At 46.9% G+C, this 17,706-nt stretch carries 16 protein-coding genes; 10 read left to right on the top strand and 6 right to left on the bottom strand.

Translation table 11 applies throughout. From position 1 onward, the window contains the following. Nucleotides 1-108: 108 nt before the first annotated feature. From OXN25_21455 to OXN25_21475, 5 genes are all read left to right on the top strand, one after another. A complete protein-coding gene (locus tag OXN25_21455; protein MDE0427429.1) occupies nucleotides 109-447 on the top strand; it encodes a type II toxin-antitoxin system PemK/MazF family toxin in 339 nt (112 codons plus the stop codon). A gap of 117 nt (nucleotides 448-564) precedes the next feature. Then, the gene (locus OXN25_21460) at nucleotides 565-795 is read left to right on the top strand and encodes a hypothetical protein (protein MDE0427430.1); all 231 of its coding nucleotides are present in this window, start codon (nucleotides 565-567) and stop codon (nucleotides 793-795) included. A gap of 6 nt (nucleotides 796-801) precedes the next feature. Continuing rightward, nucleotides 802-1,686, top strand: a complete 885-nt coding sequence (locus tag OXN25_21465) for a RimK family alpha-L-glutamate ligase (protein ID MDE0427431.1) — start codon at nucleotides 802-804, stop codon at nucleotides 1,684-1,686. Then, nucleotides 1,683-2,849 carry a glycosyltransferase family 4 protein gene (locus OXN25_21470; GenBank protein MDE0427432.1) on the top strand — a complete coding sequence of 389 codons (1,167 nt, stop codon included), beginning with the start codon at nucleotides 1,683-1,685 and terminating at the stop codon, nucleotides 2,847-2,849. Before OXN25_21465 ends, OXN25_21470 begins: the two co-directional genes overlap by 4 nt. A gap of 128 nt (nucleotides 2,850-2,977) precedes the next feature. Beyond that, entirely contained in the window at nucleotides 2,978-4,432 is a 1,455-nt protein-coding gene (locus tag OXN25_21475; protein MDE0427433.1) for a hypothetical protein, read from the top strand. Nucleotides 4,433-4,535: 103 nt separating this feature from the next. Here the strand turns inward: OXN25_21475 and OXN25_21480 are convergent, their stop codons facing one another. Next, nucleotides 4,536-5,483 carry a Gfo/Idh/MocA family oxidoreductase gene (locus OXN25_21480; protein ID MDE0427434.1) on the bottom strand — a complete coding sequence of 316 codons (948 nt, stop codon included), beginning with the start codon at nucleotides 5,481-5,483 and terminating at the stop codon, nucleotides 4,536-4,538. 246 nt (nucleotides 5,484-5,729) lie between these two features. On the opposite strand from OXN25_21480, the gene OXN25_21485 reads away from it, so the two are divergent. From OXN25_21485 to OXN25_21495, 3 genes are all read left to right on the top strand, one after another. Then, nucleotides 5,730-7,100 (top strand): MFS transporter, encoded by a 1,371-nt coding sequence (locus OXN25_21485; protein MDE0427435.1) that lies wholly within the window; start codon nucleotides 5,730-5,732, stop codon nucleotides 7,098-7,100. A 172-nt stretch (nucleotides 7,101-7,272) separates the two neighbouring features. Then, nucleotides 7,273-7,917, top strand: coding sequence for a sigma-70 family RNA polymerase sigma factor (locus OXN25_21490; GenBank protein MDE0427436.1), 645 nt, complete (start codon nucleotides 7,273-7,275; stop codon nucleotides 7,915-7,917). Nucleotides 7,918-8,074: 157 nt separating this feature from the next. Then, nucleotides 8,075-8,839 carry a LamG domain-containing protein gene (locus OXN25_21495; protein ID MDE0427437.1) on the top strand — a complete coding sequence of 255 codons (765 nt, stop codon included), beginning with the start codon at nucleotides 8,075-8,077 and terminating at the stop codon, nucleotides 8,837-8,839. Here the strand turns inward: OXN25_21495 and OXN25_21500 are convergent. The 5 genes from OXN25_21500 to OXN25_21520 all read right to left on the bottom strand — a co-directional run bounded on the left by OXN25_21500 (nucleotide 8,808) and on the right by OXN25_21520 (nucleotide 14,368). Next, the gene (locus OXN25_21500; GenBank protein MDE0427438.1) at nucleotides 8,808-8,951 is read right to left on the bottom strand and encodes a DNA methyltransferase; all 144 of its coding nucleotides are present in this window, start codon (nucleotides 8,949-8,951) and stop codon (nucleotides 8,808-8,810) included. The genes OXN25_21495 and OXN25_21500 overlap by 32 nt on opposite strands. A 367-nt stretch (nucleotides 8,952-9,318) precedes the next feature. Then, on the bottom strand, nucleotides 9,319-9,804 hold the full coding sequence (locus OXN25_21505; GenBank protein ID MDE0427439.1) for a hypothetical protein: 486 nt from the start codon (nucleotides 9,802-9,804) through the stop codon (nucleotides 9,319-9,321). Next, complete coding sequence (locus tag OXN25_21510; protein MDE0427440.1) at nucleotides 9,788-10,657, bottom strand: hypothetical protein; 870 nt, start codon at nucleotides 10,655-10,657, stop codon at nucleotides 9,788-9,790. Before OXN25_21510 ends, OXN25_21505 begins: the two co-directional genes overlap by 17 nt. A gap of 414 nt (nucleotides 10,658-11,071) precedes the next feature. Next, a complete protein-coding gene (locus tag OXN25_21515) occupies nucleotides 11,072-12,517 on the bottom strand; it encodes a hypothetical protein (GenBank protein ID MDE0427441.1) in 1,446 nt (481 codons plus the stop codon). 213 nt (nucleotides 12,518-12,730) lie between these two features. Beyond that, a complete protein-coding gene (locus OXN25_21520) occupies nucleotides 12,731-14,368 on the bottom strand; it encodes a DNA methyltransferase (GenBank protein ID MDE0427442.1) in 1,638 nt (545 codons plus the stop codon). Nucleotides 14,369-14,992: 624 nt separating this feature from the next. On the opposite strand from OXN25_21520, the gene OXN25_21525 reads away from it, so the two are divergent. Together OXN25_21525 and OXN25_21530 are read left to right on the top strand one after the other, a co-directional pair. Continuing rightward, nucleotides 14,993-16,405, top strand: a complete 1,413-nt coding sequence (locus OXN25_21525; protein ID MDE0427443.1) for an alpha/beta hydrolase — start codon at nucleotides 14,993-14,995, stop codon at nucleotides 16,403-16,405. Further along, nucleotides 16,402-17,643 carry a hypothetical protein gene (locus tag OXN25_21530; protein ID MDE0427444.1) on the top strand — a complete coding sequence of 414 codons (1,242 nt, stop codon included), beginning with the start codon at nucleotides 16,402-16,404 and terminating at the stop codon, nucleotides 17,641-17,643. Before OXN25_21525 ends, OXN25_21530 begins: the two co-directional genes overlap by 4 nt. Nucleotides 17,644-17,706 lie beyond the last annotated feature (63 nt).

Consider the following 17,706-nt stretch of genomic DNA (forward strand, 5'->3'; position numbering starts at 1 on the left):
TCGCAGTAAATCCTGACTATAAAGGCACTCGCGAGGCGTGTAATACTACGGCGCGCGCGCCCGCATGCAGTGATGAGCCTAAGTCCACGATCAAACGAAAGGAACGAAATGAGAGAGCGTGACGTAATCATTGTCTATTTAAAGGATGCCGAGGGGCGACTAAAACTGAGACCTGCGGTTTGCCTACGACAGTTACCACACAATTATCGCGCTTTCATCGTTTGCGGTCTCACCACAAGGTTGCAGTATTGTGTCGAAGGTTTCGACGAAATTGTCACACCTCAAGACGATAATTTGGAGCAGCTTAGGGAAACTTCTTTAATCCGACTTGGCTTTCTAAGTCAAATACAGGTGGATGAGATAATAGGGCACATCGGCTCTATTTCCGAGGAACGGCAAAAACGGTTGTTGAGGAAATTGAGTGATTATCTCAAAGAAAATGAATAATAGCCTACTCCAAGTAGCGAAGTGGGATGAAGCTGCCATTCGAGCGAGGGCGGAGGAACTCGCGGAGAAAGCGCTCAAAATCTGGGTTTACCCGAAATAAAAATGGATGCACTTACTATGACGGATGATCAAATTTTAGAACTCGGTTTTAAGGCGTTGATTGACAAGCTTGGACCTGATGGAATGGTGCGTTTTATCCATCAATTTGAGGCAGGCAGAGGCGATTACACAAAGGAACGGCAGCAATGGGTAGGAATGTCTGATGTTGAAACCCTCGCGAAACAGATTCAACAGAGTGAGAATACCTCTGAGTGTGTTGCCAAAGCCCTGAAAACTGCAATACAATAACGCGATATGAAAATTGGTATCCTCTCCCGGGGCCCTCAAAACCACTCTACGCGCCGTCTCAGTGAAGCTGCTTTCAAGGCAGGACACACCGCCGAGATTTTAGATCCTTTCGGTTTCTACCTCCATATAGGTGAAAATGGCAATCGAATTACCTATCACGGAAAACCCGCAGAGGATTTTGACGTCCTCGTGCCGCGTCTCAGCCGTACAACCGTGCGGTATGGCGAAGAGGTTGTGGCGCATTTTGAATGGATCGGTACGCCTGTGGTGAATCGAGCGAAGGCGATCGCGGCGGCTCGCCATAAATTCCACTCCCTCCGTATCCTGGCACAGCACGGGTTACCCGTCCCACCGAGCCTCACCGTCGGTTCCGCCACATTTTTAGAGAACGCCGTAGCCGAAATGGGAGATTATCCGTTTATCTTAAAACCGTTTCACGGGACCCACGGTAAGGGCGTTATGTTGCTGGATACGCCGACCTCCCTCACTTCAGCCGTAGATGCGCTGTGTGATTTGCACGAGGATTACGTCATTCAGCCCTTTATTGCAGAAGCCGGGGGTGTTGACATTCGTGTTCTCGTCGTAGGGGGTGAAGCGATTGCGGCGATGAAAAGGAGCGCGCCTGCTGGCGAATTCCGGGCGAATATTCACAGGGGAGCATCCGGGGAGACAGTCTCATTATCAGAGACATACACCGATGTTGCTATCAGAGCGGCAGCAGCACTTGAGTTAGAGATAGCAGGGGTTGATCTGCTCCAGACAAACGAGGGACCCGTTGTGCTGGAGGTTAACCCGTCGCCAGGGTTTGAGGAACTGGAATCTGTTACAGGGGTCAATATTGCAGATGCGATTATCGGATTTGTAGTAGCATTTGCGCGAGGACGCGGATGAATGATACTCCGAAAAAAATCTTGATGTTCAATCACGAATTTCCGCCAATCGGTGGCGGCGGGGGTTGGGTGAGTTATTTCTTAGGTAAGCACTTCGCTGCAGCCGGACACGATGTGCATCTAATTACTTCGCAATTCCGTGATTGTCCGACCGACGAGACGGTAGAGGGTTTTCATGTGCATCGAGTGCGTGCGCTTCGGAAGAACCGGGATGTATGTGCTGTTCATGAGATGCTGACCTATGCTGTTAGTTCAAGTTTTTATGGACTGCGGTTCGCAAAGCAGTTTAAACCCGACATCGTCCAAGTGTTTTTTGGTATTCCTGCCGGTGGGGGTGCGTATCTTTTGCGGAAACGCCATAATGTGCCATACCTCGTGTTTTTAGGCGGTCGCGATGTGCCGCGTCGGAATCCCGATCCGCCGTATTATCGATGGTTATACCTGTTGCTGAAGCCTGTTATCCGCTCGATTTGGAATAATGCGTCAGCGGTGGTTGCGTGTAGCGACGGCTTACGTGAACTCGCGCAAGAGACGGCTCCTGATGTGAAGATGGATGTGATTCCTGACGGTTTAGACTTAAGCCGATTTGAGCCATCGTCTCGTGAGCCGGACCCAGAAAGAGTCCGAATCCTCACAATCGGGCGGCTCATTCCACGCAAGGGTTTCCAATTTCTGATCCGCGCCCTGCCGCAAATCGTTGAGAACGCAGCACACGACTTTGAAATTGAAATTGTCGGCGATGGACCCTATCAGAAAGAACTCCTGAAGTTGGCATCAGACCTTGACGTAACCGATCATATCCGTTTTGCAGGTGCCGTGCCGTATTCGGAGTTGCCTGGGAAATACCGCGGTGCCGACATCTTCATTTTACCGTCGCTTGCAGAAGGCATGCCCCTTGTCGTTTTAGAGGCGATGGGGACAGGACTTCCGATTGTTGCGAGTCGCGTTCAAGGCATCGAAGAACTTGTAGCCGAGGACGTTAACGGCGCGCTTTTTGATCCGGGGGATGCCGACGAACTGGCACAGAGCCTTGTCAAACTCGTCAACGCCGGAAAAAGACGTGTTGAGATGGGTGAAGCCAGCGTTGCACGCGTTCAACCGTACGATTGGAAACACATCGCCGAGGCTTATTTAACCCTCTATGCTGATATTCTGTCTGTTTAACCTTGGTGCTGTGTCTCTCGTCCTTGCGGTTTTTGCTTAAGTTTTCAAAACCCTAAAGGACGTTAGGATTAAGCAAAAATCACCGTGAAACGAAGTGGAACGGTGCCCAGATTTAATAGGTAAAAAAAATGATTCCAATCAAAATCCTCGCAATTGGTGCGGGCGGTCTGCAACGCGCCTTGACTCATGAGTTTGTTCATATCCTCAACCAACGGAACCTCTACAACGGTGGCATCTTTGTTGGACAGCCACGGGGTACGGAAAAAGCCGATGCCTTTAATCGACAGGATGGTGTCTATCATGTTGTCACATTTGACTTGAGTGGCATCCACAATGTCCAACGGGTTGAGAGCGTTGTTGGGGCAACGACCCTCTCCACTAAAACCGGTCGTGACTGGTTCTATTCCCAAACTGAGAATCCACTAGACCTCGTGCTTATCGGTGTAACTGAGGCGGGGATTGCCAAGGGTGAGTTGGCGATGGATGTACTGGACGAGACCCTCTATCGTTATTTTTCTCATCATGGTGCTGATGCGACGCTCTGCGTTATTAATACCGATAATCTCCGAAATAATGGCGATATTATTCGGGATATTCTCTGCGACGAGTATCCGAAGCGCAGCGATGCTTATACGACGTGGTTGGAAACAAACGTCGGTTTTCTCAACGAAATGGGAGATCGACTTGTGCCACAGGTGTATGCTGTACCTGAAGAGATTAAAGCGGCTGCGCGCGCCCAGATTGAAACACCCGATGAACTGATAACATACGCCGAGAAGTCGCCCGCGACACCGCTTATCTTGGAAGACTTGAAGGACATGTTACGCGTGCCGTTCAGCGAACTTCAGGATCAGGGTGTTGTTGTGAGTCGGGAGAGCATTGAACCGTATCACGATTGGAAGTTGCTCTTGGTGAATTCTGTACATGTACCGGGGATTACGCATAAAGGGACGCTTTCTGGTATTGAATACGTTAACGAAGCGGCGGCGCATCCTACCTTCGCGCCGCATCTTGAACGTCTTATGGAGGGATATGCCGAGATTGTGGAGGCGGATATTCCGATAGCTGGGAAAAGTGCAAGGGCATACACCTTGGAGTTTGTTGACCGTATCCGAAGTGTCAAAGATGACAGTGCCCGTATTAACATCATCGAGACGGTGAAGTTACGGGAGCGCGCTGCGGATATCGTCCGTTCGCCGAACTATGATGCCAGTCCGGAACTTTTTAAATCCGACTTCGCGTATTCCTTCGCAACCGTCCTCCGATTCCTAACACCGCATACGGTGTCGGGTGCTGATGACTATCGGGGTATTACTGATACCGGTACGGAGTATGAGATCCGTGATCCTGACCGAACAATACAGGACATTCTGACAGGGGCGTTTGGGGCGAGTCGGGCGGATGTGTCGGAACGTATTTCTGCTATTTTCTCGAATGCGACGCTTTGGTCACCTGTCGGGTCTGCATCGCCAAGCGGTTTGAGCGAAAATCAGGATTTTACAGCGCGCGTCGTGGCGTATTATCATCGGTTGGTCAACGGAGAGACGTGTCTTGAGGTTTTGGAGAGTATTAATAGCGGGTAGCCGTCAGCGGTCAGCAATCAGCAGAGAGTTGTAGCAATTGCGGATGTTGGTAACGCCACTGTGATCTCTTTGCTGAAAGCCGATAGCCGACTGCCGATAGCCACTAAAGCGAAATAAGCCCTTTTTTCCGCTGAAGGACGGCATCGTAGAACCGCATCGTGCCTACACAGTCATGGATACTTGAGATTGGCTCCCGGTCCTCGCGGATGGCGTTGACGAATTCGGTGAGGCTTATACCGTCGCCTGTCAGTTCACCGTTCCGCTGATCAGAAAAGTTTGAGGTGAAAGTGTTCCCAGATTCCGTGAAGTGTTGCGCACCCCACAGGCCATCTAAAACGATGTATTCGTGTTGTCCGGTAATTTCGATGTAGTCGTAGTTACGCTGCCACAAGCGTTGACTCGTCAGTTGTAAACTTCCTACCGCGCCGTTTGTATATTCTACTGCAACAGCAAACGCGCCTTGTCCATCGACTTCGTTGTGAAAAACGCTAAGTTCCTTCACGTCCGCCCCGGCGATGTGCCGCGCCAAATCGAAATGGTGGATGGCGAAATCGAGCAGATACTGCTTCACGGTCGGATATTTTCCGCTACAGAACGAGCAGAAGAGTTGCGTGAGTTGCCCGAAGGATTCGGTCTGCATAATCTGCTTTGCTTCTCGCACACCGAGACTGAACCGGCGTTGAAAGTTCACCATTAGCGTTTTGCCGTGCTGTTCTGCGGTTTCTGCCAGTTCGAGGGTTTCCGCGAGAGAGGGTGCCGGAGGTTTCGGGACGAAGACGTGGTACCCCGCTGCGAGTGTTTCAAGCACAAGCGGTTGTCGAGGGTCGGGCCCCATGCTAATGATAACGGCTTCAAGGTCTTCTTTTTCAAACATTTCGTGCCGGTCGGTGTAATATCTACCGGTGCCGAATTTACCGGCAGCGTCTTTTGCGCGATTTTCGTCGGCATCGCAAACGGCTTGCAATGCGACAGGAGCGAGATGAAGTGCGGGATAAATGGTGTGCCGTGCGAAACCGCCGGCACCGAGAAATCCAATCCGAAGAGGTTCCATATATATTTCCTTCTTAATTAGTTTCCAGTTTTCAGTTACAAGAGGGTTTATTAAACGAAGACCTCTTAACTGAAAACCGATAACTGATAACCACAAGAGTTTATAGGGAATTTAGCACAACTTTGGAGTCCTGTAAAGCAAATTTTAATTCAACCTAATTTGAAAAATTGTGTCAAAAGATAAGGTGCAGAATTTCTGATTGCTGCGGTTATAATATAAAAAATTGGGACAGGAACAAAAGAGAGAATGCTTAAAAAAGCAGGTGTCCAACGGCGAAACTTTCGATTTGCGCTGCTGCAAGGCACCTTTATGCGTATTAATTTGGCGTTTGCGGATTCATCGACCGTGCTACCTGCTTTTATTTATAAGCTAAGTGGTTCGGATGTTCTCGTAGGTTTAACGGGTTCAATGATGACAGTTGGTTGGATGTGGCCCCAGCTCCTGATATCGAACCTACTCGAACATCGCCCGCGCAAAATGCCGTTCTATGTGCTCGGGATGACCGTTCGCGTTTTGGCGTGGCTTGCTATCTTCTTCTCTACGGTTGCGATTGGTGAGCAAAATCCTATGTTGCTCGCCGGTTGTTTTCTTTTCTTCTATTTCATATCTTCTTCTGCTATGGGGGTTTCGACGCTCCCTTACATGGACATCGTCTCTAAAGCGATAGCACCCCAGCAGCGCGCCCGTTTCTTTAGTCTACGCCAACTGTACGGTGGTTTTTTCGCTATCTGGGTCGGGTTTTTGGTGCGTGCGGTATTGGGAGACGAATCGGAATTTACAGGTATACTCGGAAATATTACACGAGCGTTTAAAACCTTCACGATGTATTTTATCGGTACTGTCTGTAATCTGGATACCGATCTCGGATTTCCGTATAACTACTCCTTGCTCTTTATCTGTTCGGTGATGGCGGCGTTCTTCTCTTTCATTAGTTTCTTGGGGGTGCGCGAACCTATCCATCCCGTCCAACCGTCCCGGCAACCGATCTCGCAACACTTGAAACAGGGATTTTACTTTCTACAGACAGATCATAATTACCGACGCTTCATTTTCTTTCGAGTCTTTGCGCATTTCTCTGGGATGGCAGCCCCCTTCTATATCCCTTATGCCTTGAATAAACTTGAGTTTTCAGAAGCGACAATAGGCTTTTTCATCGTGTGTTCTGCGCTAAGCGGCGTCATTTCAAACACAATCTGGGGGTACATTGGTGAAAGATATGGCGTTCGCATGTTGCTAATTGTCACAGCAGGTCTGATGGGTATTCCACCAGCACTTGCCTACGCTTCGGAAATATTGCCTATTGCATTACGGATGCCTGCCTTTTTTCTAATTTTCATCGTTGGCGGTATTTTGTCCAACGGTATGATGGTCGGTTTTATGGCGTACATGCTGAATATCGCGCCGCCGCGAAACCGTCCGAGTTACATCGGTTTCATGAACACGCTGCTCATGCCTGTGAGTTTTGCACCGCTCTTGGGCGGGATTCTCGCGCCTTCTATCGGTTATCGGTGGTTGTTCGCTATTTCAGTGGGTATCTGTATTGTTGCCTTCCGCATCGGGATGAAGTTGGAAGAGATTATGCAAGAAAATGAGGTGGCAGAAGAAACGGAAGACTAATTGACCCAACCTACACGCTGTTCTTAAAAAAATCCATCCACAATTCCACACAGTTTTCGCACTTTTCTAAAATTCTGCAACCTTTTCTGCCCTAAGTCGCGTCTTTAATAGCAAATGGGAAGACACTCCTTTTTATTTTTCAATAATAGGTTGTTATATTCGGAGAAGTATCATGGCAGACACAAAATACCCCACTACTTTGTTCACACCAACGCAATTGGAGAACATTGATGACTGTGAGTTTGTTGAGCGGGTTCAGAATGGAGATACAGAAGCGTTTAATCCACTGGTTCTGAAATATCAAGGAAAAATATACAATCTGATTTATCTGCGTGTTCAGGATCGGGAAACGGCGCGGGATCTCTGTCAAGATGTATTTCTCAAGGCGTTTCAGGGGTTGCCGCGCTTCAGATGGGATTCGACGTTTTACAGTTGGCTTTACCAGATTGCTGTCAATTGTAGCATTGACTTCCTGCGAAAACGGAACAGGCAAAGCGTCCTTATGTTTGAAGCGTTACCTATTGACACCGACAGTGAGCTGCCTATGGCACAGACCCGTCCTTGCCCTGCTGAGGCACTGGAAAGTGAAGAACTTGGACGTATTATTCGTCAGGCGATTCGCCGACTCTCACCCGGACAGCGACGCGTTTTTAGACTGCGCTATCGAAGGGAACTCCCGATTAAGGAGATCGCACTCCGTTTGAACAGGTCGGAAGGCACTGTTAAAACGCACTTATACCATGCGCATCGGCGGCTGCGAAGCATGCTCCTGCCCTACCTACGGAATGAACCGCTCGAATGGATGAGAGAGTCTTAAATCGTGCATTAGGGATAGGACTCCATTCCCGACTATTTTCCCAAATCACCGAAAAATTTTACTCTATTTGTAACCCGTGTGTTATAATGGCTATCAGTATGCTGTCACAAATTCTCAATTCGCGATTCTCCTGCGAAGTAAAAGGAGGCTATGATAGATGAAAGTCGTAATGGCGAATTTGATACTCGCGTGTTTCGGTCTAATTGTCTTAAGTCTGATGTTTGCTGGTGTTAGCAGTGCCGAATTTGATCTGAAAACTGTTGCCGGGATGTGGCTCTTTGATGAAGGCAAGGGTGATACGGCGATGGATTCTTCTGAAAATGGTAAAGACGGAGAACTTGTGAACGGTCCAAAATGGACAAAAGACGGTAAGTTTGGAGCGGCGTTGGAATTTGATGGAAATGAGAGTAAAGGGCATGTCGTTGTCGGGAATTTGGGCTTGGCCGGAGAGGTTACATTGGTTTTGTGGGCAAATCCGAGTGATGCCGCTGATGATGATCGGTTGATATCGAATATCAGTGGACCGACAAACCCGGCTTTCACAACTCGGTTCCAAAGCGGGGCGGTTGAAGTCTGGAGTAGTGCATGGAAACCCGTCATTCCAGACTTTGATGATAATAAATGGGGACACTATGCGTTTGTGTTTGATGGTGAGGGAAACGTAACTGGCTATTACAACGGTAAGGAAGGGGATACGGTTGCCGATTCCTATACTTTCACGGAGATCGGTATCGGTGCGAATTTTTTAGATCAATGGGGTCAGTATTTTTCCGGTCAGTTTGACGAGATCGCGTTTTTCAGTGTCGCACTGACTGAAGATGATATTGGGGTCCTCGTGACAAAAGGACTCAAGTCGGCATTGGCGGTTTACCCTGCGGGTAAATTGGCGACTACATGGGGCAATATAAAGGCGAGTCCATAGCGAAGTGGGTGAAATCAATCCCTATCCAGTATCTTTTCAGTTCTTCAGCGGCGATGAGTGTTGTGCCACATCCACAGAACCGATCGAGGATAAGGTCTTCGTCATTTGACAATGCGTTTGTAGAGTTGGATGGGTTTTTGGGTGGGTAGCCGGTGCGTTCTCTGGCGGAAGGTGCAAGTCGACGGCATACTTATCGTCTCAGCCAATTATACACGGTATCATGTTCTCCAATAAAAAACCAGACAAAGGTTTTTCCCTCTTTAGATGCCACAGCTCGATAACCTCTGGTAACCCTTACGGACCAATAATTATCGTACCCCTCGAGCTTCTCAAACCGGAGAGAGCGGTAACTTGGATTTTCCTTAAGCAGTTTAAATTGTTTGTCTGCAAGGGTTTGGACATGTGGCGGAAGTTTTCGATAAAGTTCCCAAAAAGGCTTCGTCGTTTTGTGAACGTACTCCGAAAACTCCCCACTTGATTTAGAGGTATGTGAATCTTTCTGCCCGGACATCTTCAAGTGCTTCCTCGCGAAGTGGTTCAAACTTTCCAGCCTTCACAGCTTCCCCAAATAGCTTTTTCCATTCTTCTTCTTCTGCTTCTAAGGCTTTATGAAGTTCATCAGCGAGGGTCTTTAACAGTTCCGTTTTTGTTTTTTCCTCGCACTCCACTTCTGGAACGTCCGGAATCCATCCACACCACTGACTTGACCGTTTCGTCACATAGGCGGTGTAGGTTTCCTCAAAGATCGGATCCTCAATATCGAAAGGCTGAATACTTGTCTGCTTAAAATCCGGGAGTTGCTCACTGAGGAGCAGGGAACCAGGAAACGTCTCGTAGTTCCCAGGATTTTCCACGAGTGAAATAGGATCCCAAGTAGGATCGGACGCAAAAGTACAACTTATAATTACGTCATTTTCCATTTCTGTTTGTTCGTAAATTGGTTGAAACTCACTGAATCTTTTCATATGTTCCTTCTTCTAATAGTTCCCCAAGCGGTTTTTGACGGATCCATTGAAATCCTTTGAACGGTCTCACAAGTGCGATATCAATATTGCCACCAACATTAGGGGTTATCGGCAAAAAACGTTGGTACGCGATTGTTGAATTGATTAAGAAATCAACGTAATCAATTGCTTCTTGCAAAGAGAAAATCTCGAAAATAGGTTGGAGTCCTTCTTCAGGCTTGTGGAGATTCCATATTCCCGCTACAATCTCTTTACTACCTGAGGCATAAGGTGCTAACTGATCAAAAACCTGAAATCTTACATCTTTGCACAACAAAACTTCAATCGTTTTTGGCTGAAGATCATCGTATCCCACGATTTGAAAACCAAGAAAAATGTGGTCATCTGGAAAATCATCCAACGATTTTTCTTCTGCATCAAGTTGTTTTTTCAGATAATTATGTAGTTTAATACCTACATTTTCAGCAATTTGGGTAACACCTTTAGCGAGTATATTTTGTTGTTTGTTATGTTGTTTTCTATTTTTTTCTCTGTTTTTCTCTTTTTTAATTTCTTCCTTGAAAGAATGCTCAATTTGACGTATCAGGAAGTTAACAGAGTGAATTCCGATAATCCCTGATCCGAATACTCCTATACCGAATTTTCCAAAAAAAGGAAGGACCTTTTCAGTATGAGAGAATGTTGCTCTGCTAATATTACCTTGAAAATTTGCTTTTACTGTATGTTCTTTCTCGCAATGAGGGCAAATGACCTTGCCGGACTGATTCATATTAATCTGTCTATTCAGCGACGAAAGACTATCTCCCCCAATAACAATACCGTCCGCTGATATGACGGATACGATAAGCGTCATATAAACTTCCCCTTTCGAGATGATAGGATATTCATTCATCCCAATAAAATGTAGATAAGACCTCACATACAACATGCTCGCTACCGTTCCACGGGTATGGACAGGACTCGACACAAGGTACGTGCCGAGGTGGAACCCCTGCCCCGCATGCTATATATATTATATACAATTTATGATTAAAGTCAAGACTTTTTTCTCAAGTATTTCTGGAGAATTGATTGCCAAGGTACATGTGTCCTTAACCAGAAAGCGAGGCAGGTGAAGTCATATTGGGGTGGAAGTTCGCTGGAGCCTACCGATCCCCCTTGGTGGAATTTTGTTGTTACCTAAGCCGGAACCGGTTAGGAAACGTCTCGGTTGGCTTGGGTATTTTGGACGTAAGGGGTGATGATTTCTTAGAGAGACGTTCTACATTTATTGGCTACTCGACAAACTCAAAGAACGTTTCCATTGAAGTTTGCGGCAATTATCCGCTATGGATTGAATCTTTTCGGGAGTGAAGCCTGTTAACTTGAGAAAATGGAGCTCAAAAAGCAATTCCATTTTCATACAGAGAACATATAAATCCTGACCTTTAGCCACTTTCGATTCTGAATCCGGATCCGGATCAGGGTGCGTAAGGTGGTTTCGCGTATCCACAATATAGGCTACGAGTAAGGCTTTTTCCTCCTCGCTGAAGTAGTTGTTAAATGCCTCAAACATTCTTCGGATCCGAGTTCTTAGACTCAACTGATTGGCATATTGCAATCTTGCCGCGAACCAATTCCTTCCACTTTTAGGGAACTGCTTAATAAACGGTTTGACTATCCTTTTAAACTCATCGTCCTCCATATATTTCTCATCACAACTCGTCCGATGGTATGCTTCTAAGCCTTGTGCGAGAGTCAGAAATTTTACTGCCCAGGAGAGTTGCGGTTTCAATTGTGCCAAAAAGTATAGCTCAAAGGCATTCTGGTAGTCTTCATAACTTTCAATCCATTTGTTAATCATTCCCTCGGCATTGTCTCGTATGTCCGAGAATGTAAACAACATCTGCGTCCGATCAATCTTAGGCTGATCTTTAGAGTAGTAATATGCACTGGGATCATAAATAGTGATCGGAGCCGGATAGGTTATACCGCCCCCATGATTTTGGATAATAGCGTTTGAAGTCGCTGACATACTATCGAAATGAACTGTTTCGTTTATGGTAAAACAGAGCAAATCAACAATCTTATAGGCGACAGAGAGAAACTGGTCTAACTCTTGTGCATCCTCTGAAACCAATTTGAAATAAGTTTTTTGGGTCGCTCCTACTTTCCAAGGATTGGGAGCGTCAATCCCCGTCATTTCAAACGTAATTTTCAACTGCATACCGTTAGTAAGGTTAAATGAAATACTCTCTGGAGGTTTGCTTGATATAGTTGTAGCATCTCCTCCATGTCCGTATATAGCGTTAATAACATTAATACCGCGTATCCAAACCCACTCGTCGATCCCTTCTATAGAGAATTTGAACGTATTGAAAGAGGGTATTCCATTTTGGAGGTATTCAATGTGTGGAAAACCAGTAAAGACCCGATGTGCCCAGATTGTTTGGGATGTTTGTATTTGACTAAGGTTGAAATTAAATCCACCTGTTGAAACTTGACAACCATCAAGTATAATAAATCCATATTCTTGAATATGTCCAATTACTTGGAATACATCATTAAGACCTATGAATGGACTTACCATACTTGCTGGGTTATTTAAAAGAGATTGCGCGACTTCTAGGACAATTCTTTCTTCGTTCGATACTGAGAGTACCCCGGGCACTGGTCCAGGGAAGGACGGAAGCCAAAAGATGCCAGACTTTTTGATGTTTTCTTTAATTTTCACTATGGATTTCCAGTTCCAGTTTATTTATCCCCCGATTTGGTGGGAGGGTGTTAGAACCACCCTAAACCGGACACTAAAAAATTATACCACATTATATGGGGAAATGCCAAGCGTCTACGTGAGGATTTGCTCTGGGGTGGGGATATTGTGTGTCATTATCTGTCAAAGTGTGTCAATTGACAGTCTCTGACAGATTCTTATGACTGTGTGTGATTACAACACGGCTCTTTCGCCGAAGGGGAGTCTTGGGGGGATGCCTCTGAAATGGTTTTGGATCTCGTAGATTTGTAGACGTGGGGTTTCCATGTCATAAAATGGATGTCGGTAGGTCCCAGCACGGCTTGCTTCTGTCCGCATACCGCTTGATGGCGGACGGGTTACCACGAAAATGCCTAACTCCGCCTCCTCGTTCTGCATGGCGGTGCGGAAGTCTCGGATATGTCCGAGAGAGTAATTTCCTCCTTTTACCTGCGCGACGGCTTTGCCGTAAGCCTGTTTTCCTTTTATTTTTCCGAGGGGAAAAGTAAATCTACCATCAATTCCGCGGTCTCCTACTTTCTTGGCATTTGATTTGAATTTCAAGACGTGGGTAACGCACCATTCCTCGAATCCCTGTGAGTTTGTGTTTGCAAGTTCCAAAGCCTGTTCGACATTCTCGGGTGTGCCGGTGGTTATGATCTCATTCCGCAGTTGTGGGAAAAATTTCTCAATTTGGAGTTTTACGGCTCCTGTAGCGAGATATGTTACATCGATCCCGATCCAGTGTCTGTTCTGTGCTTCAGCTGCCATCAATGTTGTGCCACATCCGCAGAACGGATCCAAGACAAGATCGTTCTCATTTGATGAGGCTGCGACAATGCGCTTGTAGAGTTCGATCGGCTTCTGGGTGGGGTAATCGGTTTTTTCTGGAGACCTTTTTCCAAGTTGTTTTATATCCGTGATAATATCCTGAACTCTTCGCCCCTTTGACGTCGATAAATATCGTTTGAAACCTGGGATACTGCCTTTTTTGGGCCAATGAATTAATCCTTTAGTGTCCAACACTTCAAGTTTTTCGTGAACCGAAAGGGTTTCATAATTTTCAGGTGGTTCAACACCTTCTGGCCAAGAGTTTCTCCGTGGTGCTCTCCAATGGTTGCCTGAGGGACTTGGGTTTACACCTCGCCAAGGATGACCTGATACTCCTTTTTGAGTTACACCTTGAGCGTATAAATTGTCAATTCTATAAATTCCCCTTTCGTCTTCGTATCGGTACTTCTTTTTTTTATATGCTGGATCGAGTTCTGTATAGACAGGGTTCCACACTCTTTTATCACTTTTACTATAAAATAGAATCGTGTCGTGAATTCTTCCATATTGTTTGCCATCGTTATGTGTACTGGTTCGTTGCCAGATAATCTCATTGCGAAATTGCTGTGGTTTAAAAACTGCATCCAGAACAATTTTGAGATAATGGCTGGCTGTCGAATCACAGTGAAGGTACAAATTTCCGGTGTCTTTGAGGATCCGGTGCATTTCCACGATTCTTACAGTCATCATCACGAGATAAGCCATCATAGGTGTTTCGTTTAGGAATTGCCGAAGTCCTCGGATGGTCTCCCCGATTTGGCCACCTTCTTCTACGAGAAGATGCTGATATGCTTCTTCTGCGGATTCGCCCCACGTCCAAGTATCGGCAAATGCTTTTACAAGTGCATCGGGTTCTTGTCCGTGTTGGTCGCGAAACGGAACGAAGTAGTCGCGATTGGAATTGAAAGGCGGGTCGGTGGCAATCAGATCTATACACTCGTCGGGGAACTTTCGCATTTCCTCGAGGTTGTCACCGCGGACTAATGTTCGGTTTTGGTACATCTAAGTTTCCTTCGTCATTTTCACGGTTTGGTTACTAAGGTCCCAACCTTAGATAAACTGAAACTGTTCTGTCCTTTGATATATCCGTTGTACTTATCCTCAGTCCTTTATCTCGCTGCTGCAGTGAGAGGGTGTCAGAAACAGCGTGTGCTGCTCGTGGCAGTGCCACCCAAAACTGGATAATGCAATTATACCACACACCTTCTATAAAATCAATCACATATTTTCTGAAATTTTTAAAAGCAAGGGCGAAATCTCAGTTTTTACTTGACATAAATTGGTAAAAAAAGTATAATATATTATACTTTTTTCAATGGAGGAAAATCCGCTGCCAATCTGTGAAAACCCAATATCCAAAAAATGTTACACTTTTCGCCAAATTATTTTTTTTTCAAAAGAAAATCAAACGTCAACGAACCCTTACGGCTGCTGGGTTCTCTAACGTTACACACTGTACACCAAATGTTACACTGGTGTAACATTTTTAAGGGTGGATCGCTGAAAAATATACTGTTAAGTTAATATAAGATTCACGCGTATAGAATCCTGCCAATCTTTGAATCCTGATTCAGACAACAAAAGTGTATCAAAAATCTGCGGCATCTGTGTTATAAGGAGTGATATATGTGCACAAGACTCAAGCTACTCAGGGCAATCTTTGTTGTTGTGATACTGATAATGGGTGTCTCGGTTTCGGAAGCAGAAGACCGTGTTGTAGGACATTGGGAGGGACATATTGAGATTCCGGGTCAGCCGCTTGCTGTAAAAGTAGATCTCACTATCAAAGACACCGATTGGAGCGGAACCATCGACATCCCTGTACAAAGTGCGGAGGGATTGCCGCTGTCTGAAATCCACGTTGAAGAAGACGATGAGGGGGTAAATGTCAAGTTCTCCATTCGTGGTGTGCCGGGGAATCCGACCTTTGATGGACAACTGCAAGAGGCGGTCATCAGTGGTACATTCAGTCAAGGTATCGCTAAATTTGATTTTCGTCTCTCCCGTGAGGTCGTTCCCGATCCCGTGAGACCGCAAGAGCCGAAGCCGCCGTTTCCTTACCAAATCGAAGAGGTTGTATTTCAGAACGGTGCTGTCAGTCTTGCTGGTACTCTGACGGTGCCTCCAGGTGACAGTCCCTTTCCGGCAGTGCTGCTTATCTCTGGTAGTGGCTTGCAAGACCGTGACGAAACTGTGTTCGGACACAAGCCGTTTTGGGTGCTCGCTGATTACTTGACTCGTGCAGGTATCGCCGTGCTTCGTGTTGATGATCCCGGCATCGGTGCATCAACACCGCATCCAGAGCCGCCAACGACAGCGGACTTCGCAACCGACGTAGAGGCGGGGGTGGCATTCCTCAAGGGAGATGACCGTATCGGTCGTGTTGGGCTGATTGGGCACAGTGAAGGGGGTTTGGTCGCATCCATCGTCGCCAGTCGTCAGGACAACATTGACTTCGTGGTACTGATGGCGGGACCTGGTGTCCCCGGTGCTGAGTTGCTACGCAAACAGAACGAACGTATCTTTGATGCCATGGGAATTGCGGGTGAACGTAAACAGAATTTACTAACACTTCTTGAGCGGTTGTTTACAACCCTAACCTCAGATATGGCAGAAGACGAGATGCGTCAAGGGGTTGATGAAATTGTCCGTCAGCAGTTTGAAATCAACGGTGTTCCTCGTGAACAACACGACGAGACGCAAGTCCAGGCAGCAGTGGATCAGGCACTGAACCCGTGGATGCGCTACTTCCTTTCCTTTGACCCTCGACCCGCGCTTGCGGCAATCAAGGTACCCGTCCTCGCCCTCAACGGTGAACTGGATGTGCAGGTCGATGTCGATCAGAACCTCACTGCTATCATCGCAGCTTTTGAAAAAGGCGGTAATCAGAACGTTACCGTACATCGTCTGCCGAAGCACAATCACCTGTTCCAACGTGCTGAGACGGGCTTGATTAACGAGTATGCTGCTATTGAGGAAACTATCTCACCGGAGGTTTTGGACTTGATTCGGGACTGGGTGCTGTCGGTGACGCAATGAAAATCACAGAGATTGAAGTACACGAGATTACACTTGAATACAAAGATTTTCTCGCCTATCAACTCAATCACTACTACGGTCCGATCCGGCGTACCGTGTATGTTGTCCACACGGATACAGGTTTGGAGGGGTTGGGTGAGAGCGGAAGGCGCGAGCCTCAAGATGTTATTGACCAGTACATCAACACGAATCCGTTTGACTGGGTAGGAGACGAGACCTCGCTTGGACTCGGCACGGCGATGTATGACCTGATGGGAAAGGCTGCAGGCGTACCGGTCTATAAGTTGTTCGGGCAGAAGTATCGCTCGTGGGTGCCTGTCGGCTGTTGGACTGTCTCAACCGATCCGTCGCGCATGGCGGAGACCGTCTCTGCCTACGCTGCGCAAGGGTACACATGGATGAAATATCACCTCTCACCCTTTGAGAACGTACTCGACCAGACCGAAGCGATGGAAGCCGTTGCGCCGGAGGGATTCAAAATCCACTACGACTTTACGATGGGCGGGACGGATGACTACATTCCTGAGTTGGTTGATGCGTTGTCTGAATACCAGATTGCGGGTTGTTTTGAAGATCCATTACCTGGGGAGGACATACAGGGTTACATCGAACTCCGTCAACGTTCACGACTTCCGATTGTGCTGCACCACTTTCCGATGGGCGCAACCTACGAGGTATTCATGAGGCCTGCGGATATTTATATGCTTGGTCACGCCAAGATTGGCGACGCTGTCCGACGTGCCGGGCTTTTTGCTGCGAATGGAAGTCCGTTCATGCTTCAGAATGTCGGTGGAAATATCACGCGTGCGATGACGACCCACATGATGGCGGCGTTTCCGACAGCGACCTTCCATTTCCATTCGGATACGGAGACGTGGAAGACGGATGTAGTCAACGAAAACTTGGCACCGATTAACGGATTTGTCCGTGTCTCTGAATCTCCTGGACTGGGTGTGACACTGAATCGTGCGGAATTGGAGCGACTAAAATCTTTGAAATTACCGGAACAAAAGCCGTGGATTATCAAATCTCAATTCAAGAATGGCACGACGATGTTCAACATCGCCGATCCCAAAAACTCGCTTTTTATGGTGCGTCCGGATTGGAGTCGCCTGATTCCAATGCGTTATACTTCCCCTATTTCCACGACCTATTGGGATGACGATGGTACCGCCGAATACAGAGAGATGTTTGAGCGAATTAAACGGGAAGGTGTGGTTCTGGAGAAGGGTGTGTAGGTTGGGTTTCACTCGTATTTCGGAGATTTCGAGTCTAATGAACCTCGAAAATGGTTCTTCTGC

This window comes from Candidatus Poribacteria bacterium, from assembly GCA_028820845.1.
Lineage (GTDB): Bacteria > Poribacteria > WGA-4E > WGA-4E > WGA-3G > WGA-3G.

Coding starts and splice junctions, on each gene's coding strand:
- OXN25_21485 (MDE0427435.1), top strand. CDS start 5,730: ATGCTTAAAAAAGCAGGTGTCCAACGGCGAAACTTTCGATTTGCGCTG.
- OXN25_21470 (MDE0427432.1), top strand. CDS start 1,683: ATGAATGATACTCCGAAAAAAATCTTGATGTTCAATCACGAATTTCCG.
- OXN25_21465 (MDE0427431.1), top strand. CDS start 802: ATGAAAATTGGTATCCTCTCCCGGGGCCCTCAAAACCACTCTACGCGC.
- OXN25_21475 (MDE0427433.1), top strand. CDS start 2,978: ATGATTCCAATCAAAATCCTCGCAATTGGTGCGGGCGGTCTGCAACGC.
- OXN25_21525 (MDE0427443.1), top strand. CDS start 14,993: ATGTGCACAAGACTCAAGCTACTCAGGGCAATCTTTGTTGTTGTGATA.
- OXN25_21530 (MDE0427444.1), top strand. CDS start 16,402: ATGAAAATCACAGAGATTGAAGTACACGAGATTACACTTGAATACAAA.
- OXN25_21490 (MDE0427436.1), top strand. CDS start 7,273: ATGGCAGACACAAAATACCCCACTACTTTGTTCACACCAACGCAATTG.
- OXN25_21505 (MDE0427439.1), bottom strand. CDS start 9,804: ATGAAAAGATTCAGTGAGTTTCAACCAATTTACGAACAAACAGAAATG.
- OXN25_21480 (MDE0427434.1), bottom strand. CDS start 5,483: ATGGAACCTCTTCGGATTGGATTTCTCGGTGCCGGCGGTTTCGCACGG.
- OXN25_21520 (MDE0427442.1), bottom strand. CDS start 14,368: ATGTACCAAAACCGAACATTAGTCCGCGGTGACAACCTCGAGGAAATG.
- OXN25_21510 (MDE0427440.1), bottom strand. CDS start 10,657: ATGACGCTTATCGTATCCGTCATATCAGCGGACGGTATTGTTATTGGG.
- OXN25_21460 (MDE0427430.1), top strand. CDS start 565: ATGACGGATGATCAAATTTTAGAACTCGGTTTTAAGGCGTTGATTGAC.
- OXN25_21495 (MDE0427437.1), top strand. CDS start 8,075: ATGAAAGTCGTAATGGCGAATTTGATACTCGCGTGTTTCGGTCTAATT.
- OXN25_21455 (MDE0427429.1), top strand. CDS start 109: ATGAGAGAGCGTGACGTAATCATTGTCTATTTAAAGGATGCCGAGGGG.